The organism is Ottowia sp., from assembly GCF_047601385.1.
Classification (GTDB): Bacteria; Pseudomonadota; Gammaproteobacteria; order Burkholderiales; family Burkholderiaceae_C; genus Ottowia.
On sequence record NZ_JASGJP010000001.1, the window covers coordinates 2,156,789 to 2,179,124 of the forward strand.

At 70.3% G+C, this 22,336-nt stretch carries 24 protein-coding genes; 19 read left to right on the forward strand and 5 right to left on the reverse strand.

Translation table 11 applies throughout. From position 1 onward, the window contains the following. Positions 1–27: 27 nt before the first annotated feature. A complete protein-coding gene (locus QM772_RS10520; protein WP_415136184.1) occupies positions 28–552 on the reverse strand; it encodes a hypothetical protein in 525 nt (174 codons plus the stop codon). Between the two features lie 69 nt (positions 553–621). Here QM772_RS10520 and QM772_RS10525 point away from each other — a divergent pair, with 69 nt between their 5' ends. The 3 genes from QM772_RS10525 (at position 622) to QM772_RS10535 (ending at position 3,365) form a co-directional block, all read left to right on the forward strand. Further along, positions 622–1,872: a M14 family metallopeptidase gene (locus QM772_RS10525; protein ID WP_415136186.1), complete on the forward strand. Its 1,251-nt coding sequence runs from the start codon at positions 622–624 to the stop codon at positions 1,870–1,872. A 110-nt stretch (positions 1,873–1,982) separates the two neighbouring features. Then, positions 1,983–2,216: a ferredoxin family protein gene (locus QM772_RS10530; protein ID WP_415136188.1), complete on the forward strand. Its 234-nt coding sequence runs from the start codon at positions 1,983–1,985 to the stop codon at positions 2,214–2,216. Positions 2,217–2,282: 66 nt separating this feature from the next. Further along, positions 2,283–3,365, forward strand: coding sequence for a 3-deoxy-7-phosphoheptulonate synthase (locus QM772_RS10535; protein ID WP_415136190.1), 1,083 nt, complete (start codon positions 2,283–2,285; stop codon positions 3,363–3,365). Between the two features lie 214 nt (positions 3,366–3,579). On the opposite strand, the gene infA is transcribed toward QM772_RS10535, so the two are convergent. Next, a complete protein-coding gene (gene infA / locus QM772_RS10540; protein ID WP_415136192.1) occupies positions 3,580–3,846 on the reverse strand; it encodes a translation initiation factor IF-1 in 267 nt (88 codons plus the stop codon). A 466-nt stretch (positions 3,847–4,312) separates the two neighbouring features. Here infA and QM772_RS10545 point away from each other — a divergent pair, with 466 nt between their 5' ends. After that, positions 4,313–4,588, forward strand: coding sequence for a hypothetical protein (locus QM772_RS10545; RefSeq protein WP_415136194.1), 276 nt, complete (start codon positions 4,313–4,315; stop codon positions 4,586–4,588). A gap of 206 nt (positions 4,589–4,794) precedes the next feature. Here QM772_RS10545 and QM772_RS10550 read toward each other — a convergent pair whose 3' ends face one another. From QM772_RS10550 to QM772_RS10560, 3 genes are all read right to left on the reverse strand, one after another. Further along, positions 4,795–5,706, reverse strand: coding sequence for a LysR substrate-binding domain-containing protein (locus QM772_RS10550; protein WP_415136196.1), 912 nt, complete (start codon positions 5,704–5,706; stop codon positions 4,795–4,797). Between the two features lie 33 nt (positions 5,707–5,739). Then, on the reverse strand, positions 5,740–6,510 hold the full coding sequence (locus QM772_RS10555; RefSeq protein WP_415136198.1) for an SDR family oxidoreductase: 771 nt from the start codon (positions 6,508–6,510) through the stop codon (positions 5,740–5,742). Positions 6,511–6,595: 85 nt separating this feature from the next. Next, positions 6,596–7,675, reverse strand: a complete 1,080-nt coding sequence (locus QM772_RS10560; protein WP_415136200.1) for an MBL fold metallo-hydrolase — start codon at positions 7,673–7,675, stop codon at positions 6,596–6,598. Between the two features lie 113 nt (positions 7,676–7,788). Here QM772_RS10560 and QM772_RS10565 point away from each other — a divergent pair, with 113 nt between their 5' ends. The 15 genes from QM772_RS10565 to QM772_RS10635 all read left to right on the forward strand — a co-directional run bounded on the left by QM772_RS10565 (position 7,789) and on the right by QM772_RS10635 (position 22,298). Beyond that, positions 7,789–8,217: a MerR family transcriptional regulator gene (locus QM772_RS10565; RefSeq protein ID WP_415136202.1), complete on the forward strand. Its 429-nt coding sequence runs from the start codon at positions 7,789–7,791 to the stop codon at positions 8,215–8,217. Between the two features lie 16 nt (positions 8,218–8,233). Beyond that, positions 8,234–8,677: a PaaI family thioesterase gene (locus tag QM772_RS10570; RefSeq protein ID WP_415136204.1), complete on the forward strand. Its 444-nt coding sequence runs from the start codon at positions 8,234–8,236 to the stop codon at positions 8,675–8,677. Positions 8,678–8,697: 20 nt separating this feature from the next. After that, entirely contained in the window at positions 8,698–9,873 is a 1,176-nt protein-coding gene (locus tag QM772_RS10575; RefSeq protein WP_415136206.1) for an isovaleryl-CoA dehydrogenase, read from the forward strand. Between the two features lie 47 nt (positions 9,874–9,920). Beyond that, a complete protein-coding gene (gene can / locus QM772_RS10580; RefSeq protein WP_415136209.1) occupies positions 9,921–10,598 on the forward strand; it encodes a carbonate dehydratase in 678 nt (225 codons plus the stop codon). Positions 10,599–10,602: 4 nt separating this feature from the next. Continuing rightward, entirely contained in the window at positions 10,603–12,492 is a 1,890-nt protein-coding gene (aceK, locus tag QM772_RS10585; protein WP_415136211.1) for a bifunctional isocitrate dehydrogenase kinase/phosphatase, read from the forward strand. 4 nt (positions 12,493–12,496) lie between these two features. Then, positions 12,497–12,877 (forward strand): nuclear transport factor 2 family protein, encoded by a 381-nt coding sequence (locus tag QM772_RS10590; protein ID WP_415136213.1) that lies wholly within the window; start codon positions 12,497–12,499, stop codon positions 12,875–12,877. A 16-nt stretch (positions 12,878–12,893) separates the two neighbouring features. Next, positions 12,894–14,075: an acetyl-CoA C-acyltransferase gene (locus QM772_RS10595; protein ID WP_415136215.1), complete on the forward strand. Its 1,182-nt coding sequence runs from the start codon at positions 12,894–12,896 to the stop codon at positions 14,073–14,075. 65 nt (positions 14,076–14,140) lie between these two features. Continuing rightward, the gene (locus QM772_RS10600) at positions 14,141–14,782 is read left to right on the forward strand and encodes an MSMEG_1061 family FMN-dependent PPOX-type flavoprotein (RefSeq protein ID WP_415136217.1); all 642 of its coding nucleotides are present in this window, start codon (positions 14,141–14,143) and stop codon (positions 14,780–14,782) included. Positions 14,783–14,800: 18 nt separating this feature from the next. Then, the gene (locus QM772_RS10605) at positions 14,801–15,472 is read left to right on the forward strand and encodes an SDR family oxidoreductase (protein WP_415136219.1); all 672 of its coding nucleotides are present in this window, start codon (positions 14,801–14,803) and stop codon (positions 15,470–15,472) included. A 139-nt stretch (positions 15,473–15,611) separates the two neighbouring features. Then, a complete protein-coding gene (locus QM772_RS10610; protein WP_415136221.1) occupies positions 15,612–16,121 on the forward strand; it encodes an SRPBCC family protein in 510 nt (169 codons plus the stop codon). Continuing rightward, positions 16,118–17,254 (forward strand): acyl-CoA dehydrogenase family protein, encoded by a 1,137-nt coding sequence (locus tag QM772_RS10615; RefSeq protein ID WP_415136223.1) that lies wholly within the window; start codon positions 16,118–16,120, stop codon positions 17,252–17,254. Before QM772_RS10610 ends, QM772_RS10615 begins: the two co-directional genes overlap by 4 nt. Before the next feature lie 79 nt (positions 17,255–17,333). Then, the gene (gene trkA / locus QM772_RS10620; RefSeq protein WP_415136225.1) at positions 17,334–18,722 is read left to right on the forward strand and encodes a Trk system potassium transporter TrkA; all 1,389 of its coding nucleotides are present in this window, start codon (positions 17,334–17,336) and stop codon (positions 18,720–18,722) included. Between the two features lie 816 nt (positions 18,723–19,538). Beyond that, positions 19,539–21,008 carry a TrkH family potassium uptake protein gene (locus tag QM772_RS10625; RefSeq protein ID WP_415139556.1) on the forward strand — a complete coding sequence of 490 codons (1,470 nt, stop codon included), beginning with the start codon at positions 19,539–19,541 and terminating at the stop codon, positions 21,006–21,008. 180 nt (positions 21,009–21,188) lie between these two features. After that, positions 21,189–21,587, forward strand: coding sequence for a YchJ family protein (locus QM772_RS10630; RefSeq protein WP_415136227.1), 399 nt, complete (start codon positions 21,189–21,191; stop codon positions 21,585–21,587). Positions 21,588–21,620: 33 nt separating this feature from the next. Then, positions 21,621–22,298: an HAD family hydrolase gene (locus tag QM772_RS10635; RefSeq protein WP_415136229.1), complete on the forward strand. Its 678-nt coding sequence runs from the start codon at positions 21,621–21,623 to the stop codon at positions 22,296–22,298. Positions 22,299–22,336: the final 38 nt, after the last annotated feature.

Below are 22,336 nucleotides of genomic sequence, written 5' to 3' on the forward strand. Positions count from 1 at the left end.
GCGCCGGTGAAGAAGTGAGCCCCGCGCTCAGCGCGCCGTCACGCGGGCGCGCAGCGCCGGATCGTCGGCTCGCACGGCCGCCACCCGGCCCTGGGCGTCGAAGACCACGTCGAACCGCTCGCTGCGGCTGCGCCAGTATGTCCAGATGCGGCTGTCCAGGTTGGGCGTTTCGTCGGCGATGTATTGCGCCTTGGCGGCGTCTTCCAGGGGCGCGTCGTCGAAGTTCTTGAGCTTCTGTTCCGCCGACACCCGCGCAAAGACGTTGAACCCGCGCAGCGCCGGGTCTTGCTTGACCACCCGCCACCACGCGTACTCGGCCTTGAGGATGACCGCGTGCTCCCGCGTCTCCCGGGCGTGGAGGTTGCGGAGCATCTCGTCCTCCAGCGCCGGCTGGCGCCGCGCGCATTCGGCGAGCATCGTGCGGCTCACGACCAGCAAGGCGTGTACCGTCCCGGCGGCCTGACTCGGGTTGTCGGCGTCCTGGTAGGCGAACGGCTGGGCCAGGGCGGCCGTGCCGCACAGGAGCAGGGGGAGCAGCAGGCGCGCGCGCATGGCCGGCATTGTGGCCCGATCGGCCGTACAAGCCCTATAGTGCCGACCAAGGGATACAAGGAGAAACACATGCTGCGATGGGTAGGGCGCGCCGCGCTGGCGCTGGTCGTGCTGGGGCTGCTGGCCGCGGGCGTGGCGAGCTGGCGCTTTGCCCGCTACGCCCCGCCCGACCCGGCGGTGGCGCCCGATCCCCGCGCGCTGGCCTATTTCATCGACGACTACGCGCCGGCGCGCCAGGCGTTCCTGGCGGCCGGCGACGCGCTGGCGCCGCGCTTCGCGCGCGTGGAGCGCTTCGCCATCCCGGTGGACGGCGCGCCGAACCTGGCCGTGGACGGCCTCTACGTGCCGGCGCAGCGCGCGCCGCGCCGCCTGCTGGTGCTGAGTTCCGGCGTGCACGGCGTGGAGGGGCCGGCCGGCGGCGCGGTGATGCGCCTGTTCATGGACGAGTTCATGACCGACGCGCTGATGGCCGACACCGGCGTGCTGCTGCTGCACGCGCTCAACCCCTGGGGCTTCGCGCACCAGCGCCGCGTGACCGCGCACAACGTGGACCTGAACCGCAACGCCTCCATGCACCCCGCGCTGTACCAGACGCAGAACGCGGGCTACCCCCTGGTCGACCCGCTGATCAATCCGCGCGAGCAGGCCGACCCGAACGCCTGGGGCCATCGGCTGTTCCTGCTGCGCTCGGTGGCCATGATCGCCCGCCACGGCATGCCGGTGCTGCGCCAGGCCGTGCTGCAGGGCCAATACGCCGAGCCGCGCGGCATCTACTACGGCGGCCATGCGCCCGAGCCGCAGCTGACCGCGCTGGCGCCGCGCCTGACCGCCGTGCTGGAGCAGTACCCGCTGTCGATGGGCATCGACCTGCACACCGGCTATGGCGCGCGTGGCCGCCTGCACGTGTTCCTGAACCCGCCCGAGAACCGGCGCGTGCGCGAGGGCCTGGAGGCGGTGTTCAGCGGCCAGGCCATCGACTGGGGCGGCGGAAGGGACTTCTACACCGTCACCGGCGACGTCGCCGGCTGGATCGGCGCGCTGCGCACCAGCGGCGCGCACCTGCCCGCCGTGTTCGAATACGGCACCATGGACAGCCAGACCACGCTGGGCGCGGTGAAGTCGCTGCACGTCGGCGTGCTGGAGAACCAGGGCGCGCAGCACGGCTACGCCAGCCCCGAGGCCGAGGCGCGCATCCGGCGCGACTACCGCGAGATGTTCAACCCCTCCTCGCCCGCCTGGCGCACCCAGGTGATCCAGGACAGCCGCGCCATGCTGGGCCACGTGCTGGCGCGGCTGCCCGAGGTCAGCGTCCGGCCCTGACGAGACATGACAGACGGCGAATGACCTCGCTGCGCTTCAATGACGGAGTCATCATCTGCCATGCCGGCGCCGGCCGGCGTCATTCGTCATCGGTTTGAAGGCAAAGCGGCATGAACGGCATCTCCGCGCGCCGCCCGGCCCTGCCCGCCATCGACCCCGCGCGCTGCACCGGCTGCGGCTGGTGCGTGGCGGCCTGCCCGCCGCACGTGCTGTCGCTGCGGGCCGAGCGCGGGCGCAAGTCGGCCACGCTGCACGACGCCGCCGCGTGCACCGGCTGCGCGCTGTGCGCCGTGCGCTGCCCGTTCGGCGCCATCCGCATGGCACGCACCGCGCCCGCGCCTTGATGTTATGATTTTGATAGCTGCCGGCGCTCGACCAGCAAGCGCTGGAGCCCCAAAAGACTTCAAATCATGTCCGAAGACGAAAACCCCGGCACCCACGACGCCACCCGCATCGACGACACGCGCATCCGCGCCGTGCGCCCGCTCGTCACCCCCGCGCTGCTGCAGGAGTGGCTGCCCGCGCCCGCCGCCGCCGAGGACCTGGTGGAAGCCAGCCGCGCCGCCCTCTCGCGCGTGCTGCACGGGCGGGACGACCGGCTGGTGGTGCTGGTCGGCCCCTGCTCCATCCACGACCACGGCCAGGCGCTCGACTACGCCCGCCGCCTGAAGGCCGAGGCCGACGCCCTGGCCGGCGAGCTGCTGGTGGTCATGCGCGTGTACTTCGAGAAGCCCCGCACCACGGTCGGCTGGAAGGGCTACATCAACGACCCGCACATGGACGGCAGCTACGCCATCAACGACGGGCTGGAAATGGCGCGCCGCCTGCTGCTCGACGTGCTGGCGCTCGGCCTGCCGGTGGGCACCGAGTTCCTCGACCTGCTCAGCCCGCAGTACATCAGCGACCTGGTGAGCTGGGCCGCCATCGGCGCGCGCACCACCGAGAGCCAGAGCCACCGGCAGCTCGCCAGCGGCCTCTCCTGCCCGGTCGGCTTCAAGAACGGCACCGACGGCGGCGTGAAGGTGGCGGCCGACGCCCTCGTCGCCGCGCAGGCGTCGCACGCTTTTTTGGGGCTGACCAAGATGGGCCAGGGCGCCGTGTTCGAGACGCGCGGCAACGACGACTGCCACGTCATCCTGCGCGGCGGCAAGACGCCCAACTACGCCCAGGCCGACGTCGATGCCGCCTGCGCGCTGCTCAAGGCCGCCGGCCAGCGCGAGCAGGTGATGATCGACGTCTCGCACGCCAACAGCAGCAAGCAGCACGCGCGCCAGATCGTGGTGGCCGAGGACGTGGCGCGGCAGGTGGCGGCGGGCGACGCGCGCATCATGGGCGTGATGATCGAGAGCCACCTGGAGGAAGGCCGCCAGGACATCGTGCCCGGCCAGCCCCTCGCGCCCGGCGTCTCGGTGACCGACGCCTGCATCAGCTTCGCGCAGACCGTGCCGGTGCTGCGCGCGCTGGCCGACGCGGTGCGCGCGCGGCGTGGGTGATGCTATTGATTGAGTAGCTGCTGGCGCTTGTCCAGCAAGCGCTGGAGGCCGATTTAGGTCATAGCCAGTAGCGTATCTAACCCAAAGAGCCCGAAGGCCGCGGAGCAGGCCATGCCAGCGACCGCCGCGGAAGGGCTTTGCCCGCCCGCTGGCGGTGCCCCCTGGAGGGGGGTGGCGCAACAGCGCGCAGCGCGTGGAGCCTGGGGGTGGGCTTTTACCTGCGGCGTTGATGGGGTCCCGGCGGCGGCATGTCGCTGCGGCGCTCCAGGTGGCGGAAGCTGATGCGGCCCTTGCTCAGGTCGTAGGGCGACAGCTCCAGCGACACGCGGTCGCCCGCCAGGATGCGGATGCGGTTCTTCTTCATCTTGCCGGCCGAATAGGCGACCAGCTCGTGGCCGTTGTCCAGCGTGACGCGGAAACGCGTGTCGGGCAGCACCTCGTTGACGATGCCCTGCATCTCGATCAGTTCTTCCTTGGCCATGCGAATGCTCCTTGCGCGTCCCTGCGATTGATGAACCAGACTGCCACCGCGCGCGCCGGGACGAAGCGGCGCGCGGCCTTGTTGGCTGGACGACGGCCGGCGCCGCGGTTTCGGCACCGTCCCGCGGCCTGCTGGCGGGGCGGAGGCGGCCGGCGCAACCGGCTCGGCAGGCGCGGGGGCGTGGCCACCGGCGAACGTCCAAGGAACGCGGCCCGGCGCGGGGCGCCATGCGTTCAGGCAACCGGCGATTTTGTCGAACCCGGCATTCTACCGCGTGCACGGTTTTCGTGCCGCGGCGCAGCACGCCGGGGCGGGGCGCAACGCCCGGCGGGCTGTTCCGGCACGTCCCGATTTGCAAAGTCAGTATGCATTCACATCCTTACAAACCCAACGATTCCGGTGCCCATGTAACGAGGAAGGCCGGCACACTGACCAGCCTGTCCAACCAACCGAAAGGGTTTCGCACATGACCAAGCGACTTCTGCGCACCGTTCCCGCCGCCATCCTGATGACGACGGCCCTGGCCTGGAACCTGCCCGCGGGCGCCCAGAGCACCACGGGCGGCGCGGTGCCGCCCCAGCCCGGCACCACCAGCACGATGCCGGCGCCGGCGGCTGGCGGCTCCACCACGGGCGGCGTGGTGCCGGCCATGCCGGCGAGCGGACCCGCGTCCGCCGCGCGCCCCGCCAGCGGCCTCGGGCCGAACACCAGCGGTACCGCCGCACCGGTGAAGAAGCCCTGAGCGGCCACCCAGGAAGCCCCGGCCCGCCGGGGCTTTTTCATCTTGGGGGCGGCCCGGCGATGAAAAGCCCCCCAGGGGGCAGCGGACCACGCGCGGCGGGGAAGTGTGGGGGACATTTCCCGCCGCATCCGCCTCGGCACGCATCGGCACGCATCGGCAGGGCGCTGCATTCTGGAACCTGCGCCCCCCGCCCCGAAAAGAAACCCCTACGCGTTGATGGCCTGCCGCAGCCAGTCCACGAAGCTGGCGCACTCCCAGCGTGCCAGTGTGCCGGGCTTCCAGCAAAGGAAGTAGTCGTGCGGCGAGCGCACGCTGCGCGGCGACAGGCGCACCAGGCGACCGCTGTCGAGCCAGCTCTGGCCCAGCTTGAGCCGCATCAGCGCCACGCCGAAGCCGGCCACGGCGGCGTCGTGCACCAGGCCCAGGTCGTTGAACTGATTGCCCGAGGCCGGCTCGGGCAGGCCGATGCCGCAGGCGCGGAACCAGGTGCGCCAAGGCTCCAGCGGCGAGCGGATGAGGTGCGCGCGGCCCACCGCCGCCTCGGTGTCGAAGCCGTCGCCGAAGGGGCCGGCCTCGTGCAGGTAGCCGGGGCTGCACACCGGGCTGACCTCGTCCGACAACAGGTGCACCGACTCGCGGCCGGGAAAGGGGCCGCTGCCGAAGCGCAGCTCGATATCGGCCTCTTCGGCGGTGACGTTGTGCACCGGGATGGCCACTTGCAGCATCAGCTCGATGTCGGGGTAGGCGTGGCGGAACAGCGCCAGCCGCGGCAGCAGCAGTTGGCGCGAGAAGGTGGGCGTGACGGCAACGCGCAGCCGCGCCGCGCCGGGACCAGGTGTCGCGGCTGCCGCGCCGGGCAGCGGCTGCTCCTGCAGCGCGGCCAGCGCCTCGCGCACGCGCGCCAGGTAGGCGGCGCCGTCGGCGCTGGGCAGGAACTCGCTGCGGCTGGCGAACAGCTTGATCCCGAGCCGGCTTTCCAGCTGGCGGATGCGGTGGCTGACCGCGCTGGGCGTGACGTTGAGCTCCTCGGCCGCCAGCGTCACGCTGCGCAGCCGGGCGACGGCCTCGAAGGCAAGCAGCGCCTGGATGGGCGGGATGCGGGCGGCGGTGGAAGCCATGCCGCATTGTGGCGCGGCGAAACGGCGGCGCCTTCAGCGCCCCCAGACCACGCCGCCGTCGACGACGAGCGTGCTGCCCACCACGTAGTCGCCCGCGCGCGAGGCCAGGTAGATGGCGGCGCCGGCCATGTCCTCGGGCGTGCCGATGCGGCCGGCGGGGGTGCGCTCGGCCACCTCGTCGGCGTGGTCGCGCGCGGTCTTGTTCATCTCCGACGCGAACGGGCCGGGCGCGATGGCGCTGACGATGATGCGCTCGGGCGCCAGGCGCAGCGCCATGCGCTTGGTGAGGTGGATCAGGCCGGCCTTGCTGGCGGCGTAGGAATAGGTCTCCCACGGGTTGACGGTGATGCCGTCGATGGAGGCGATGTGGATCACCTTGGCCAGGTGGTCGGTGGCGGCCTTCTTGAGCAGCGGCGTGAGCGCCTGGGTCAGGAAGAAAGGAGTCTTCATGTTCAGGTCCACCACCTTGTCCCAGCCGCTCTCGGGAAACTCGTCGTAGGGCGCGCCCCAGGCGGCGCCGGCGTTGTTGACCAGGATGTCCAGGCTGGGCTCGTGCTGCTGGTAGGCCGCCACCAGCTTCTGCACGCCCTCCAGCGTGGACACGTCGGCCGGCAGCGAGACGCAATGGCCGAGCGCCGACAGTTCCCTGGCCGTGGCATCACACGCCTCGGCCTTGCGCGCCGAGATGTACACGCGCGCGCCGGCGCGCAGGTAGCCCTCGGCGATCATGCGGCCGATGCCGCGCGAGCCGCCGGTGACGAGGGCGCTGCGGCCCTTGAGGGAAAAAAGCTGTTCGATGTTCATGGCGCAGTGGCTCCTCTTTGATATTAATTTGATAGCTTACAGCGCTTGTCTGGTGGGCGCTGGAGGCCGATTTGGCTTGTAAGACTCAGTTGACCGAGAAGCGCCAGATGCCTTGCCCGTCGCGCGCGCGGCGCAGGCGGCCACCATGCCACAGCCGGTGCAGATGCGCCACCGCCTCGCCCAGCGCGAAGGTGGTCTGGTGCAGATCGAGCGGGCGCTTGAACAGCACGGGCAGGATGTCGTAGGCGCACACGGGCTTCTCGCGCGCCGCTTCCATCACCTCGTCCAGCCGGTCGCGGTGGTGGTCGTGCAGCTGGCCGATGCGCGTGTGCAGACCGGTAAAGGGCTTGCCGTGCGAGGGCAGCACCAGCGTGTCGGCCGGCAGCGGCAGGTAGCGGTCGAGCGAGTCGAGGAACAGCGTCAGCGCGTCGGCCTCGGGCTCCATCTCGTACACGCTGACGTTGGTGGAGATGCGCGGCAGCACCATGTCGCCGCTGATCAGCACGCCCCGCTGCTCGCAGTACAGCGCGATGTGCTCGGGCGAATGGCCGTAGCCGGCGATGCAGCGCCAGGCCTGACCGCCGATGGTGACGCTGGCGCCGTCCATCAGCCGCGCGTAGCTGGGCGGCAGCGCGGGCACCAGGCTGCGGTAATAGCTCTTGCGGTCGCGGATCTGCGTCAGGTCGCCCTCATCCGCCATGCCGTGGCTGCGGAAGTAGTCGGCCAGCCGCTCGCCGCCGAAGCTGTTGACCACCTGGCAGGCATGGCGCGCGGCCTGGTAGTCGGTGCCGCTCATCCACAGGCGGCATTCGTGTTCGGGCGTGCTCCAGCGCGCGCACAGCCAGTGCGCCAGGCCCACATGGTCGGGGTGCATGTGGGTCACCAGCACGCGCAGCACGGGCAAGCCGTCAAGCGCCTGTTGGAACACCTGCTCCCAGGCGGCGCGCGATTCGGCGTGGTCGATGCAGGTGTCCACCACCGTCCAGCCCTCGCGGCCGTCGATGCGGTCGCGCAGCAGCCAGAGGTTGATGTGGTCGAGCGCGAACGGCAGCTGCATGCGCACCCACTTCACGCCCGGCGCCAGCTCGATGGCGCCGCCGCGCGGCGGCAGCTGGTCGGCCAGCGGGTAGTGCAGGGCGCGTTCGAGTTCGGCGGAAAGGGACATGGAAAGATCTCGCGGCGGTTGCGCTAGGATGGCGGGATGGTTGACGTGCACGTCAACCTCGAAAGCTCATTCTATGGAGGAACGGCGCCGCGTGCAGAGCGGGCGCGACAGCCATGCCCACCACCTACTCCATCACCGACCTGGCGCGCGAGTTCGACCTGACGCCGCGCGCCATGCGCTTCTACGAGGACATGGGCCTGCTGCGGCCCGCGCGCGGCGGTGCCGGCGGGCGACAGCGCGTCTACAGCGCGGGCGACCGCACGCGCCTGAAGCTGACGCTGCGCGCCAAGCGCCTGGGCCTGTCGCTGGCCGAGGCCAAGGGCATCATCGACATGTACGACAGCCCGCGCGACACCGGGCCGCAGCTGCGCCGCTTCCTGCAGGTGCTGGCCGACCACCGCGCGCAGCTGGAGACGCAGCTGGCCGAGCTGCAGGCCACGCTGCGCGAGGTGGCCGAGCACGAGAAAGAGGCGCGCACCCTGCTCGCCCGGCAGGAGCGCGCCCCGGCGCGCAAGTCCCGCGGCGGCGCCAGTTCACGTTGACGTCACTCACGTTCCCATGCCGATCGACCCCCGCGCCTTCACCCTGCACGCCCGCATCGCGGCCAGCTTCTCCCGCCAGGGCATGATGCGCCACCTGGGCGCAGAGCTGCGGCGCGTGGAGCCCGGCGTGGTCGAGATCTGGCTGCCCTATTCCGACAAGGTGACGCAGCAGCAGGAGGGCTTTCACGGCGGCGCCATCGGCGCGGTGGCCGACATCGCCGGCGGCTACGCGGGGCTCACCGTGGCGCCCGAGGGCATGGAGGTGGTCACGGCCGAATACAAGATCAACTTCCTGGGCAGCTGCCGCGGCGGCGCGCTGCGCGCCATTGGCCGCGTGGTCAAGCCCGGCAAGCGCCTGATCGTCACCACCGCCGAGGTGGCGCACGTGGACGAGACCGGTCAGGAAGGCCCCTGCGCGCTGATGCAGCAGACCCTGGTGCCGGTGCCCCAGACCTATTGACATTGCAAGGAGACCCATCCGTGAACAACCTGCCTGGCCTCAACTTCCAGCTCGGCGAAGACATCGACGCCCTGCGCGACGCCGTGCACGACTTCGCGCAGGCCGAGATCGCCCCGCGCGCGGCGCAGATCGACCGCGACAACCAGTTCCCGCCCGACCTGTGGCCCAAGCTGGGTGCCTTGGGCCTGCACGGCATGACGGTGAAGGAGGAATACGGCGGCACCGAGATGGGCTACCTGGCCCACATCGTGGCGATGGAAGAAGTCTCGCGCGCCTCGGCGTCGGTGGGCCTGTCGTACGGCGCGCACTCCAACCTCTGCGTCAACCAGATCCACCGCAACGGCAGCGCCGCGCAAAAGAAGAAGTACCTGCCCAGGCTGGTGAGCGGCGAGCACGTCGGCGCGCTGGCCATGAGCGAGCCGAACGCCGGCAGCGACGTGGTCAGCATGAAGCTGCGCGCCGAGAAGAAGGACGGCTGCTACGTGCTGAACGGCGGCAAGATGTGGATCACCAACGGCGGCGACGCCGACACGCTGGTGATCTACGCCAAGACCGAGCCCGAGATGGGCGCGCGCGGCATGACGGCCTTCATCGTCGAGAAGGGCTTCAAGGGTTTTTCCGCCGGCGCCAAGCTCGACAAGCTGGGCATGCGCGGCAGCAACACCTACCCGCTGTTCTTCGACAACTGCGAGGTGCCCGAGGAGAACGTGCTGGGCGGCGAAGGCAACGGCGCCAAGGTGCTGATGAGCGGCCTCGACTACGAGCGCGCCGTGCTCTCCGGCGGCCCGCTGGGCATCATGGCCGCGTGCATGGACGCCGTGGTGCCCTACGTGCACGAGCGCCAGCAGTTCGGCCAGCCGATCGGCGAATTCCAGCTGATGCAGGGCAAGGTGGCCGACCTGTACAGCACCTGGCAGGCCACGCGCGCCTACGTCTACGCCGTGGGCAAGGCCTGCGACAGCGCCGACCACGCGCGCAGCTTCCGCAAGGACGCGGCCGGCGCCATCCTCTACTCGGCCGAGAAGGCCACCTGGATGGCCGGCGAGGCGATCCAGGCGCTGGGCGGCGTGGGCTACACCAAGGACTTTCCGGTCGAGCGCCTGTGGCGCGACGCCAAGCTGTACGAGATCGGCGCCGGCACCAGCGAGATCCGCCGCATGCTGATCGGCCGCGAGCTGTTCGCCGAGACCATGTAACCGCTCTCGCGGGGCGAGGGTGCGCGCCAGCCCCTAAGATCGCCGCCATGTCTTCCCCACTCCAGCACCTGATCGACGCCAACCGCGCCTGGGCCGAGCGCGTCGAGCGCGAGAACCCGGGCTTCTTCAAGGCCCTGGCCGCGCAGCAGACGCCCGAATATCTGTGGATCGGCTGCTCCGACAGCCGCGTGCCCGCCAACCAGGTCATCGGCCTGGCGCCGGGCGAGGTGTTCGTGCACCGCAACGTGGCCAACGTGGTGACGCACTCCGACCTGAACGCGCTCTCGGTCATCCAGTTCGCGGTGGACGAGCTCAAGGTCAAGCACATCATGGTGGTCGGCCACTACGGTTGCGGCGGCGTGCTGGCCGTGCTGCGCGAGCAGCGCGTCGGCCTGGCCGACAACTGGCTGCGCCACGTGCACGACGTCAAGATGCGCCACCGCGGCCGCCTGATGCACCTGTGCCGGCACGACCAGGAAGACGCGCTGTGCGAGATGAACGTCATCGAGCAGGTGGGCAACGTGGCGCAGTCCAACGTGGTGCAGGATGCCTGGGCGCGCGGCCAGCCGCTGTCGGTGCACGGCTGGTGCTACGGCCTGAAGGACGGCAAGGTGAAGGACCTGGGCGTCACCATGTCCAGCGCCGGCGAAGTGGTGGACGTGTACCGCGCCGCCATCAAGCGCTACCCCCGCGCGCCGGCGGCGGACGCCGGCGACGACGCCTGAGCCCATGGGGCCGCGCGCGCTCGACTCGCCCCTGGCGCGCGACATCGCCCAGGCGATGATCGACGGCTTCGACCGCCACTACCGCCTGTTCCGCACCGAGTCCGCGCGCGCCAGGCACCGCTTCGAGACCTGCGACTGGCACGCCCAGCAGCGCGCCCAGCGCGAGCGCATCGAGTTCTACGACCTGCGCGTGCGCGAATGCCAGCGCCGGCTGGAGCGCGAGTTCAAGGCCGGCGCGCAGCCCATGGAGGTGTGGCAGCAGGCCAAGCTGCACTACATCGGCCTGCTGGTGGCGCACAGGCAGCCCGAGCTGGCCGAGACCTTCTTCAACTCGGTCACCACCAAGATCCTGCACCGCAGCTACTTCCACAACGACTTCATCTTCGTGCGGCCGGCCATCAGCACGGAATACCTGGAGACGGAAGAGCCCCAGGGCCAGCCCACCTTCCGCGCCTTCTATCCCCAACTCGACGACCTGGCGCGCACGGTGCGCGCCGTGCTGGAATCGTTCGGCCTGCGCTGCCGCTTCGAGGACATCGGGCGCGACGCCGCCCGCGTGGCCGCCGCCATGCGCCGCGAGCTGGGCGATGCGCGCCCGCGGCCCAACTTCCAGATCCAGGTGCTCGCCAGCCCGTTCTACCGCAACAAGGGCGCCTACCTGGTGGGCAAGCTCATCAACGGCTTCCGTGAGGTGCCCTTCGCCCTGCCCCTGCTGCACCGCACGCCCGGCAGCCTCCACGTGGATGCGGCGCTGTTCGGCGAGGAGGATCTGCTGATCCTGTTCAGCTTCTCGCGCGCCTACTTCATGGTGGACATGGAGATCCCTTCGGCCTACGTGCAGTTCCTGCGCAGCCTGATGCCGCGCAAGCCGCGCGCCGAGATCTACAACGCCCTGGGCCTGGCCAAGCAGGGCAAGAATCTGTTCTACCGCGACCTGCTCTGGCACCTGCGCCACAGCAGCGACCAGTTCCGCACCGCGCCCGGCATCAAGGGCATGGTGATGCTGGTGTTCGACCTGCCGAGCTTCCCCTACGTCTTCAAGATCATCAAGGACCGCTTCGCGCCGCCCAAGGAGACCACGCGCGAGCAGGTGCGCGCCAAGTACCTGCTGGTCAAGCGGCACGACCGCGTGGGCCGCATGGCCGACACCATGGAGTTCTCCATGCTGGCCTTCCCGCGCGAGCGCTTCGACGACGCGCTGATCGCCGAGATCGCGCAGCACGCGCCCAGCCAGTTGGAGATTTCCGACCGCGACGGCGACGGCCAGACCGAGGTCATCATCGCCCACGCCTACATCGAGCGGCGCATGATCCCGCTCAACCTGTATTTGCAGGAAGCCATCGACGCCGGCGCCGAGGCGCAGCTGGAGCACGCCGTCATCGAATACGGCAACGCCATCAAGGATCTGGTGGCCGCCAACATCTTCCCCGGCGACATGCTGTGGAAGAACTTCGGCGTCACCCGCCACGGCAAGGTGGTGTTCTACGACTACGACGAGATCGAGTACGTCACCGACTGCAACTTCCGCGCCGTGCCGCCGCCGCGCAACGAGGACGACGAGCTGTCCGGCGAGGTCTGGTACAGCGTGGCGAAGAACGACGTGTTCCCCGAGACCTTCGGCCCCTTCCTGCTCGGCCACCCGCGCGTGCGCGCCGCCTTCATGCGCCACCACGCCGACCTGCTGGAGCCCGGCTTCTGGCAGCAGGCGCAGGCGCGCATCCGGCGCGGCGAGGTGATCGACTTCTTTCCCTACGGCGTGCACCGCCGCTTCGACGCGGGCGGCGGCGTGCCCGGCGCGGGCGAGCTGGCCGACCCCGCGGCCGCGCATGCCGAGACGCCGGCGGATCAGCAGGACACGTCGGCACCCGTGACCACCGTGGAACCTTCGGAGTGAACCCATGAGCGTCGAGCGCCTGATTGACCGCTACTGCACAGCCTGGAGCCTGCCCGACCCCGCCGCGCGCGCCGCCGCGCTGCGCGAAGTGTGGGCCGACGGCGCCACCTACACCGACCCCACCGCGCACACCACCGGCGCCGACGCGCTGCTCGCCCACATCACACAGGTGCAGGCCGCCTACCCCGGCGCCCGCATCGAGCGCACCAGCGCCATCGACGCGCACCACGGCATGGCGCGCTTCGCGTGGGAGATGACGCTGGCCGACGGCAGCCGCCTGCCTGAAGGGCTGGACATCGCGCGGCTGTCGGCCGACGGCACACGCATCGCATCCATCACCGGTTTCTTCGGCCCGCTGAAGCCACGCACAACATTCACTTCATGACCTCAAGGAGAGCCCCATGACCGACCCCATCGTCATCGTTTCCGCCGCCCGCACGCCCATGGGCAGCTTCCAGGGCGACTTCTCGCCGCTCGCCGCGCACGACCTGGGCGGCGCGGCGATCAAGGCCGCCGTCGAGCGCGCCGGCATCGCGCCCGAGCTGGTCACCGAGGTGCTGTTCGGCAACTGCCTGCTGGCCGGCCAGGGCCAGGCGCCGGCGCGGCAGGCCGCCTTCAAGGGCGGGCTGCCGCAGAGCGCGGGGGCCGTCACGCTCAGCAAGATGTGCGGCTCGGGCATGCGCGCGGCGATGTTCGCGCACGACATGCTGGTGGCTGGCAGCCACGACGTGCTGGTGGCGGGCGGCATGGAGAGCATGACCAACGCGCCCTACCTGCTGCTGAAAGGCCGCGGCGGCTACCGCATGGGCCACGACCGCGTGTTCGACCACATGATGCTCGACGGCCTGGAAGACGCCTACGAACCCGGCCGCAGCATGGGCACCTTCGGCGAGGACTGCGCGGCCAAGTACAAGTTCACCCGCGAGCAGCAGGACAACTTCGCCGTAGCCAGCGTCCAGCGTGCGCAGGCAGCTATCAAAAACGGTGCATTCAAGGCCGAGATCACGCCTGTCACCCTCAAGGACCGCAAGGGCGAGCGCGTGGTGGAGATCGACGAAGGCCCGGGCAAGATCAACGTGGACAAGATTCCTGGCCTGCGGCCCGCCTTCAAGAAGGACGGCACGGTGACCGCCGCCAGCAGCTCCAGCATCAACGACGGCGCCGCCGCGATGGTGCTGATGCGCGCATCGACGGCCCAGCAGCTCGGCTGCACGCCGCTGGCGCGCATCGCCAGCCACGCCACGCACGCGCAGGCGCCCGAGTGGTTCAGCACCGCGCCCATCGGCGCCACCGAGAAGGCGCTGCAAAAAGCCGGCTGGCAGGTGGACGAGGTGGATCTGTGGGAAATCAACGAAGCCTTCGCCGTGGTGCCGATGGCGCTGATGCACGACCTGAAGGTGCCGCACGAGAAGGTCAACGTCAACGGCGGCGCCTGCGCGCTGGGCCACCCCATCGGTGCCAGCGGCGCGCGCATCATGGTCACACTGCTGCACGCGCTGAAGGCGCGCGGGCTGAAGAAGGGGCTGGCCACGCTGTGCATCGGCGGCGGCGAGGCGACCGCCCTGGCACTGGAGATGCTTTGAAATTGATAGCTTCTGGCGCTTGCTACACAAGCGCTGGAGGCCTATTTCATTCATGAGTTGACACCATGATCGATTCACTCGACGCCCTGCGCGCGCTCTACCCCCAGGCCTCGGCTCGTTCACGCGCCAAGCAGTTCGACCGGCTGGACGAAACCATGCGCCGCTTCATCGCGCATGCGCCGCTGTGCGTGCTGGCCAGCGCCGGCGTGGACGGCGCGCTGCCGGATGCGTCGCCGCGCGGCGGCCCGGCCGGCTTCGTGCAGGTGCCGGACGACGGCACGCTGCTAGTCCCCGACGCCAGCGGCAACAACCGCCTCGACACGCTGGAGAACCTGCTGGCCGACCCGCGCATCGGCATCCTGTTCCTGGTGCCCGGCGTCGATGAAGTGCTGCGCGTGAACGGCACCGCGCGCCTGCGCGACGAACCCGCCTTTACGCAGCGTTTCGCCAGCCCCGGCGCCACGCGCACGCCGCCGGTGGTGATCGAGGTCGCCGTGCGCGAGGCCTACCTGCACTGCCCCAAGGCGCTGATGCGCGCGCGGGCCTGGTCGCCCGCCGCGCGCGTGGCAGACGGCACCTTCCCGACCATGAACGCCATGCTCAAGGCTCAACTAGGCAGCGCCGTCGTCACCGAGACGGACGAGCAGGCGCGCGAGCGCTACCGCAGCCAATTGGAAGCCGAAGGGCTGGCCGACCGCGTGCCCTGAACCCGAAAGGACATTGCCATGCCCACCACCCTCGTCATCGGCGCCTCGCGCGGCATCGGCCTGGAGCTGGCGCGCCAGGCCGTCGCGGCCGGCGAGCGCGTGATCGCCACCGCGCGCGACGACGTAGGCCTGGAGCGCCTGCGTGCGCTGGGCGCGCAGGCCCTGCGCGTGGACGTGGCCGAGCCAGCCAGCGTCAGCGGCCTGGCCTGGCAGCTCGATGGCGAGAAGATCGACACCGCCTGGCACGTGGCCGGCGTGATGTGCAGCCGCGCCGACGCGCGCCAGCCGCCCACGCAGGCCGACTTCGACCGCGTGATGCACGCCAACGTGCTGGGCGCCATGCAGGTCATCCCGCAGGTGGCGCCGCTGGTGGAAGCGGCGCGCGGGCGCATGGCCTTCGTCTCCAGCGCGATGGGGCTGATCGGCGAGGTGGCGGGCGCCAACGCCTGGCTGTACCGCGTCAGCAAGGCGGCCCTGAACATGGCGGTGGCGTCGGCGCAGCACGCCTATCCGCACGCCATCCTCGTGGCCCTGCACCCCGGCTGGGTGCAGACCGACATGGGTGGCGCCGGCGCGCCCGTCACGCCGCCCGACAGCGCGGCCGGCATGCGCCGCGTGGTGGCCACGCTGGGCGAGGCCGACCGCGGCCGCTTCTTCCACCATGACGGCACGCAGCCCGCAGGTTGGTAGCACCGGATGACCATCGAACATGCCTGGGCTGGAACTCCACGCCCTCTTCAGCCGCCCACGGCACGGAGCCAAGCCTTGAACGCCCTTCAACACCTTCCCTGGTGTGCGAAAGCGTAAGCCCATGCCTGTGCATCGGCGCATGGTGTTCGACATGCCTGCCCCTGAAGCGGTTGTGTTCGATGCCTTTCACTACCATCGCTGGCGGCCCCACTGGGATTCGCTGGTGCGCCGCACGGTGGTGGCAGGCGGTGCGGAATGCCCCGAAGTAGGCGCTGTGAGCGACAACGGCGGCGCCGGTTGGCTCCGCCTGCTGTCCATGCGTACGCGCTTCGTGACCTATGACCGCCCCCGCTTGGCCGCAGCGACGATGCTGGGGCAATCGTTTCCGTTCCGGCGCTGGGCAGCATCGATGCGCCACGAACCGACCGGCCCTGGCGGTTCGCGCCTGATCTACACCTATACCCTGCAGGCCCGCTGGCCCTGGTTGGAGCCCCTGGTGGCGCGCGTGTTCGAGCACTCCACGCGCCGCCGCTTCGCGCGCCTACAGGCTTTCCTGAGTGCCCACGCCGACGAAGTACGGCAATGGCAGGACGAGCATGGCTTGCCGCACACTCCGACTTCACCCGTTCTTCAGAGGATGGACACATGATTCTGAGCCCCGACCACCACGCCATTCGCGACGCCGTGCGCGCCTTCGCGCAGGAACAACTGTGGCCGCACGCCGCCGAGTGGGACAAGAAGCACCAGTTCCCCGCCGAGGCGCACAAGGGCCTGGCCGCGCTGGGCGCCTACGGCATCTGCGTGCCGGAAGAACACGGCGGCGCGGGGCTCGACTACCTGTCGCTCGCGCTGGTGCTGGAAGAAATCGCCGCCGGCGACGGCGGCACCAGCACGCCGATCAGCGTCACCAACTGCCCCTACAACGCCATCCTGATGCGCTACGGCACCAAGGCGCAAAAAGCAACGTGGCTGGCCCCGGCCGCGCGCGGCGAGATGCTGGGCGCTTTCGCGCTGACCGAGCCGCACGTGGGCAGCGACGCCTCGGCGCTGCGCACCACCGCCGTGCGGCAGGGCGGCGAGTACGTGCTGAACGGCGTCAAGCAGTTCATCACCAGCGGGCAGAACGGGCACGTGGCCATCGTCATCGCCGTCACCGACAAGGCGGCGGGCAAGCGCGGCATGAGCGCCTTCATCGTGCCCACGCACCGCCTGGGCAACGCCGGCTGGAAAGTGGCGCGGCTGGAGGACAAGCTGGGCCAGCACAGCAGCGACACGGCGCAGATCAACCTCGACGACTGCCGTGTGCCGGCCGCCAATCTGATCGGCGAAGAAGGCGAGGGCTACCGCATCGCGCTCTCGGCGCTGGAGGGCGGGCGCATCGGCATCGCGGCGCAGAGCGTGGGCATGGCGCGCAGCGCGCTCGACGTGGCGATTGCCTACGCCAAGGAGCGCGAGGCTTTCGGCACCGCCATCTTCAACCACCAGGCGGTGAGCCACCGCCTGGCCGACTGCGCCGCCCGGCTGGAGGCCGCGCGCCAACTCACCTGGCATGCCGCCAGCCTGCGCGATGCCGGCCTGCCCTGCCTGAAGGAGGCCGCCATGGCCAAGCTGCTGGCCAGCGAGACCGCCGAGGCGGTGTGCTCGGCCGCCCTCCAGACGCTGGGCGGCTACGGCGTCGTCAGCGACTTCCCGCTGGAGCGCATCTACCGCGACGTGCGCGTGTGCCAGATCTACGAGGGCACCAGCGACGTGCAGAGAATCATCATCGCGCGCGCCCTGTGAAATAAGAGCAAAATAGCCCCTCAGCGCCCGCCCACCAAGCGCCGGCAGCTATTCAAAACGTAGCAAACGGATAAAACCCATGCGAATCATCATCCTCGGCGCCGGCCGCGTGGGCGAGAGCGTGGCCGAAAGCCTGGCGCTGGAGCAGAACGACATCACCATCATCGACGCCGACCCCGACCACGTGCACGCGCTGGAGGAGCGGCTGGAGCTGCGCGGCGTGGTGGGCAACGGCACCCACCCCTCGGTGATGCGGCAGGCCGGCGCGGCCGACGCCGACATGTTCATCGCCTGCTCGCCGCTGGACGAGACCAACCTGGTGGCCTGCAAGGTGGCGAGTGCCGTGTTCGGCATCCCGACCACGGTGGCGCGGCTGCGCTCGTCCGAGTTGAGCGAGCCGGGGCCGCTGCTGGAGAAGGAGGGCTTCGCGGTGGACCGCGTGATCTGCCCCGAGGAATCGGTCACGCACTACATCCACCAGCTCATCGAGCACCCCGAGGCCCTGCAGGTGCTGACCTTCTCGCAGGGCCGCGCCCACCTGATAGCGGTGCGCGTGTCCGAGCAGAGCGACCTGGCCAGCGCCACCATCGGCGCCTTCGCCGCGCGCCACCCCGAGGTGGAGATGCGCATCGTCGCCGTCTACCGCGGCGACGACGAGCTGCCCATCGACCCGCGCACCACGGTGCGCGCCGGCGACGAGGTGTTCGTGATCGTGGACCACGCCAACCTGCGCCACACGCTGCGCGTCATCGCCGGGCAGGAACGCCCGGTGCGCCGCGTGATGATCGCCGGCGGCGGCCGCGTGGGCCTGCGGCTGGCGCGCAGCCTGATCGGCCAGTGCCGGGTGAAGATCATCGACCGCGACCGCAAGCGCTGCGAATACCTGGCCACCGAGCTGCCCGCCGAGGTGCTGACGCTGCACGGCGACGTGGCCGACGAGGAGCTGCTGCTGGACGAGAACGTGGGCGACATGGACCTGTTCCTGGCGCTGACCAACGACGACGAGGACAACATCATGTCCACCATGCTGGCCAAGCGCCTGGGCGCGCGCCGCGTGCTGGCGCTGATCAACCGCCGCGCCTACGCCGACATGATGCAGGGCAGCGCGATCGACATCGCCGTCTCGCCCGCGCACGCGGTGATCGGCGAGCTGCTGGCGCACGTGCGGCGCGGCGCGGTGGCGGCGGTGCACAGCCTGCGGCGCGGCACCGCCGAGGCGCTGGAGGGCGTGGCGCACGGCGACGCCCGCTCCAGCAAGCTGGTGGGCCGCCGCGTCGAGCAGGTCAGGATGCCCCACGGCGCCCGCCTGGGCGCCATCGTGCGCGGAGAGGGCGATGCCTGCGAGGTGCTGATGCCGCACCACGACACGGTGATCGAGACGGGGGACCACGTGATCATCTTCATGGCGCACAAGAGGATGCTGAGGGATGTGGAGAAGTTGTTTCAGGTGAGTGCGACTTTTCTATGACGCGTCCGGTAGCAGCCGTGGTTTGCTTGACCAAGCGTCGGAGGCCGGGATGTGCGCCCGGCGGCGCAGTCCCTTTCTTTGCTTCGCCAAAGAAAGGAACCAAAGAAAGGCGACCCCAAGTCTGCGACCCCTTCGCTGCGCTGCGGGGCAGACCTGCGTCGCGGGGCTTGCGGGGTGCGCCGCAGAACTCACTTCGCGCTGCGCGCTCCGTTCAGACAACCGCGGCGAGTCAGTCTACGAAGCGCGTGCATGCTGCGCTGCACGCGCCACCCCGCAAGCCCCGCGCCGCAGGCGCAGCCACAGGGGGTTTGAAGTCCACACGGGCCATCGCTGCGCTCGGCCCCCAAGGCGCGGGCGCTTCGCGCCGCGTGTGCGGGGCCGAGCGCAGCGATGGCCCGTTGGGGTTCCACTTCCCCTCTGGACGTGCCGAGAAGCGCAGTGGTCGGGGTGCGCGCGTGCAGCGCAGCATGCACGCGCTTCGTGAACTGACTCGCCGCGGTTGTCTGAACGGAGCGCCGCAGGCGCGCAGTGAGTTCTGCGGCGGCACCCCGGCCACGAGCATCGCAGGTTGCCCGCAGCGCAGCGGAGGGACACGGCCAGTGGGGTCGCCTTTTCTTTGCCTACTTTCTTTTGGCGACGCAAAAGAAAGTAGGTGCGCCGCCGGGCGCACATCCCGGCCAGCAGCGCCTCCGGCACAAACAGAAAATACAAGCCAAATCAGCCTCCAGCGCCCGCCCATCAAGCGCCAGCAGCTATCAATTAAAGAGCATTGAAGCCGCCGTGCCCCACCCCCACCGCCCCCCTCTCGCCCGCATCCTGCGCAGCCAGTTCCGGCGCTACGCCCACGTCCTGCTGGTCCTGTCGTGGCTGATCACCGGCTTCTCGCTCGCCTTCACGGTGCCGCTGGTCTGGAGCCTGGCGGACGACCTGCGGCAGACCGACGTATGGGTGCACGGCTTCGCGCTGACCTTCGGGGCCGGCATGCTGCTGTGGCTGGCCTGCCGCCGGCACCGCGCCGAGCTGTCGGTGAAGGACGGCTTCCTGCTGGTCAACCTGGTGTGGACCGTGCTGCCCGCCTTCGCCGCCGTGCCGCTGCTGGAGGCCATCCCCGGCATCCGCTGGACCGACGCCTACTTCGAGGCCGTCAGCGCCCTCACCGCCACCGGCGCCACCGTGATCGCCGGGCTAGACAACCTCGACCCGGCGGCCAACCTGTGGCGCTGCTTCCTGCAGCTGATCGGCGGCCTGGGCATCATGCTGCTGGCGGTGGCGGTGCTGCCCTTCCTGGGCCTGGGCGGCACACAGCTGTTCAAGGCCGAGATGCCCGGCCCCATGAAGGACACGCGCCTGACCCCGCGCATCGCCGAGACCGCGCGCGGCCTGTGGAGCATGTACTTCCTGCTCTCGGGCGCCTGCCTGCTGGCCTACCGCTGGGGCGGCATGAGCTGGATGGACGCCTTCATGCACATGTGCACCACGGTCGGCCTGGGCGGCTTCTCGTCGCACGACCGCAGCTTCGCCTACTGGCAGTCGCCGCAGCTCGAATGGACGGCGGTGGTCTTCATGGCGCTGGCCGGCATCAGCTTCGCGCGCTACTTCATGGTGTGGCGGCTGCGCTCGCTGCGCCCGCTGACGCAGGACGCCGAGGTGCGCGCCTACCTGCTGGTGCTGGTGCTGGCGGTGCTGGCCGTGTGGCTGCTGCTGGCGCTGCAGGGCAGGGAGGGCGACCTGGGCGACCGCCTGCGCATGGCGGCGTTCCAGGTGGTGTCGGTGGCCACCACCACCGGCTACTACACCAGCGACTATCTCCTGTGGCCGGCGCTGGGGCCGGCGCTGCTGCTGTTCCTGGGCACCTTCGTCTCGTGCGCGGGCTCCACCGGCGGCGGCATCAAGATGGTGCGCATGCTGGTGCTGGTGCGGCTGGCCCGGCACGAGCTGGTGCGCGCCATGCACCCGCGCGTGGTCAACCCGCTGACGCTGGGCCGCGCCATCGTGCCGCAGAGCGTGGTGTGGGTCATCATGGCCTTCATGCTGATCTACGGCGGCTGCATGGTGGGCCTCACGCTGCTGCTGCTGGCCTCGGGGCTGGACATGGTGACGGCCTTCAGCGCCGTCATCGCCTGCCTGAACAACATCGGCCCCGGCCTGGGCCAGGTCGGCCCGGCCGGCAACTACGCGGTGATGACCGACTTCCAGACCTGGATACTGACCTTCGCCATGCTGCTGGGGCGGCTGGAATTGATTTCAGTATTGGTGCTGTTCACGCCCCAGTTCTGGCGCCGATGAAATGAACTACCCCCAGGCTCCACTCGCTGCGCGATGTTCCGCCACCCCCCTGGAAGGGGGCACCGCCAGCGGCCGGTGCAAGCCCGTCCGCGGCGGTCGCTGGCATGGCCTGCTCCGCGGCCTTTGGGCTCTTTGGGTTTCATGCACTGCTTTTGCCGCGCGGCGCCGTAGAAAACCGACATGAAACCTCCGCGTGCCGACCAAGCCTGCCCCTGCGGGCTGCCCGCTCGCTACGAGGCTTGCTGCGGCCGCTTCATCGACCACTGGCCGGCGCAGCCGGCGCCCGACCCGGAGCGGCTGATGCGCTCGCGCTACACCGCCTTCGCGCGCGGCCAGGCCGACTACCTGCGCGCCACCTGGCACCCCGACCACCGCCCCGCCGCCATCGACTTCGAGCCGCAGGCGCGCTGGCTGGGGCTGGAGGTGCGGCGCGCCCGCCTCATCGACGCCACGCACGGCGAGGTGGAATTCGTCGCCCGCTACCGCGTGGCCGGCTGCGCCGTGCGGCTGCACGAGCTGAGCCGCTTCGTCCTGCAAGACGGCCATTGGCTCTACACCGATGGCGACCTACAAAATTGACCGCTGGTGCCCGTCCAGCAATCGCTGACAGCTATGAAATTTGAAGCCATCCTGTTCGACTGCGACGGCGTGCTGGTGGACAGCGAGCCGCTCACCCTGGGTGTGCTGCGCGACATGCTGGCCGAGCGCGGCTGGGATCTGCCGCCGGACGAATGCGAGCGCCTGTTCCTCGGCCGCCAGGTGCGCAGCCAGCGCGCGCTGATCGAGGCGCGCACCGGCCAGCCGCTGACCGACGCCTGGATGGACGCCTTCTATGCCCGCCGCAACGAAGCCCTGCGCACCCGCCTGCGGGCCATGCCCGGCGCGCTGCGGGCGGCGCAGGCCGCGCACCGGTTGTGCGGCGGCCGCATCGCCTGCGCCTCGGGCGCCGACCGCGCCAAGGTGGAGCTGCAACTGGCCAAGGTCGATCTGCTGGCGCTGTTCGACGGCCGCATCTTCAGCGGCCACGAGATGCCCGCCACCAAGCCCGCGCCCGACGTGTACCTGGCCGCCGCACGGCATTTGCAGCGCGCGCCCGAACGCTGCCTGGTGATCGAGGACACCACCGTCGGCGTCACCGCCGGCAAGGCGGCCGGCGCCACCGTGTGGGCGCTGTGCCCCGAGGGCGCCGAGCAGACCGAAGCGCTGCGCGACCACGGCGCCGACCGGCTGTTCGCCTCCATGGCCGAGTTGCCGGCGCTGCTGGCCCGAGCCGGCTGCGGCGCCCCATGAGCGACGACCGTTCCACCGCCCGCTGCGCGGCGGCCCGC

Bases quoted from the DNA above. Each gene is read 5' to 3' on its own strand.
- QM772_RS10520 (WP_415136184.1), bottom strand. From the start codon at position 552: ATGCGCGCGCGCCTGCTGCTCCCCCTGCTCCTGTGCGGCACGGCCGCC.
- QM772_RS10525 (WP_415136186.1), top strand. From the start codon at position 622: ATGCTGCGATGGGTAGGGCGCGCCGCGCTGGCGCTGGTCGTGCTGGGG.
- QM772_RS10530 (WP_415136188.1), top strand. From the start codon at position 1,983: ATGAACGGCATCTCCGCGCGCCGCCCGGCCCTGCCCGCCATCGACCCC.
- QM772_RS10535 (WP_415136190.1), top strand. From the start codon at position 2,283: ATGTCCGAAGACGAAAACCCCGGCACCCACGACGCCACCCGCATCGAC.
- infA (WP_415136192.1), bottom strand. From the start codon at position 3,846: ATGGCCAAGGAAGAACTGATCGAGATGCAGGGCATCGTCAACGAGGTG.
- QM772_RS10545 (WP_415136194.1), top strand. From the start codon at position 4,313: ATGACCAAGCGACTTCTGCGCACCGTTCCCGCCGCCATCCTGATGACG.
- QM772_RS10550 (WP_415136196.1), bottom strand. From the start codon at position 5,706: ATGGCTTCCACCGCCGCCCGCATCCCGCCCATCCAGGCGCTGCTTGCC.
- QM772_RS10555 (WP_415136198.1), bottom strand. From the start codon at position 6,510: ATGAACATCGAACAGCTTTTTTCCCTCAAGGGCCGCAGCGCCCTCGTC.
- QM772_RS10560 (WP_415136200.1), bottom strand. From the start codon at position 7,675: ATGTCCCTTTCCGCCGAACTCGAACGCGCCCTGCACTACCCGCTGGCC.
- QM772_RS10565 (WP_415136202.1), top strand. From the start codon at position 7,789: ATGCCCACCACCTACTCCATCACCGACCTGGCGCGCGAGTTCGACCTG.
- QM772_RS10570 (WP_415136204.1), top strand. From the start codon at position 8,234: ATGCCGATCGACCCCCGCGCCTTCACCCTGCACGCCCGCATCGCGGCC.
- can (WP_415136209.1), top strand. From the start codon at position 9,921: ATGTCTTCCCCACTCCAGCACCTGATCGACGCCAACCGCGCCTGGGCC.
- aceK (WP_415136211.1), top strand. From the start codon at position 10,603: ATGGGGCCGCGCGCGCTCGACTCGCCCCTGGCGCGCGACATCGCCCAG.
- QM772_RS10590 (WP_415136213.1), top strand. From the start codon at position 12,497: ATGAGCGTCGAGCGCCTGATTGACCGCTACTGCACAGCCTGGAGCCTG.
- QM772_RS10595 (WP_415136215.1), top strand. From the start codon at position 12,894: ATGACCGACCCCATCGTCATCGTTTCCGCCGCCCGCACGCCCATGGGC.
- QM772_RS10600 (WP_415136217.1), top strand. From the start codon at position 14,141: ATGATCGATTCACTCGACGCCCTGCGCGCGCTCTACCCCCAGGCCTCG.
- QM772_RS10605 (WP_415136219.1), top strand. From the start codon at position 14,801: ATGCCCACCACCCTCGTCATCGGCGCCTCGCGCGGCATCGGCCTGGAG.
- QM772_RS10610 (WP_415136221.1), top strand. From the start codon at position 15,612: ATGGTGTTCGACATGCCTGCCCCTGAAGCGGTTGTGTTCGATGCCTTT.
- QM772_RS10615 (WP_415136223.1), top strand. From the start codon at position 16,118: ATGATTCTGAGCCCCGACCACCACGCCATTCGCGACGCCGTGCGCGCC.
- trkA (WP_415136225.1), top strand. From the start codon at position 17,334: ATGCGAATCATCATCCTCGGCGCCGGCCGCGTGGGCGAGAGCGTGGCC.
- QM772_RS10630 (WP_415136227.1), top strand. From the start codon at position 21,189: ATGAAACCTCCGCGTGCCGACCAAGCCTGCCCCTGCGGGCTGCCCGCT.
- QM772_RS10635 (WP_415136229.1), top strand. From the start codon at position 21,621: ATGAAATTTGAAGCCATCCTGTTCGACTGCGACGGCGTGCTGGTGGAC.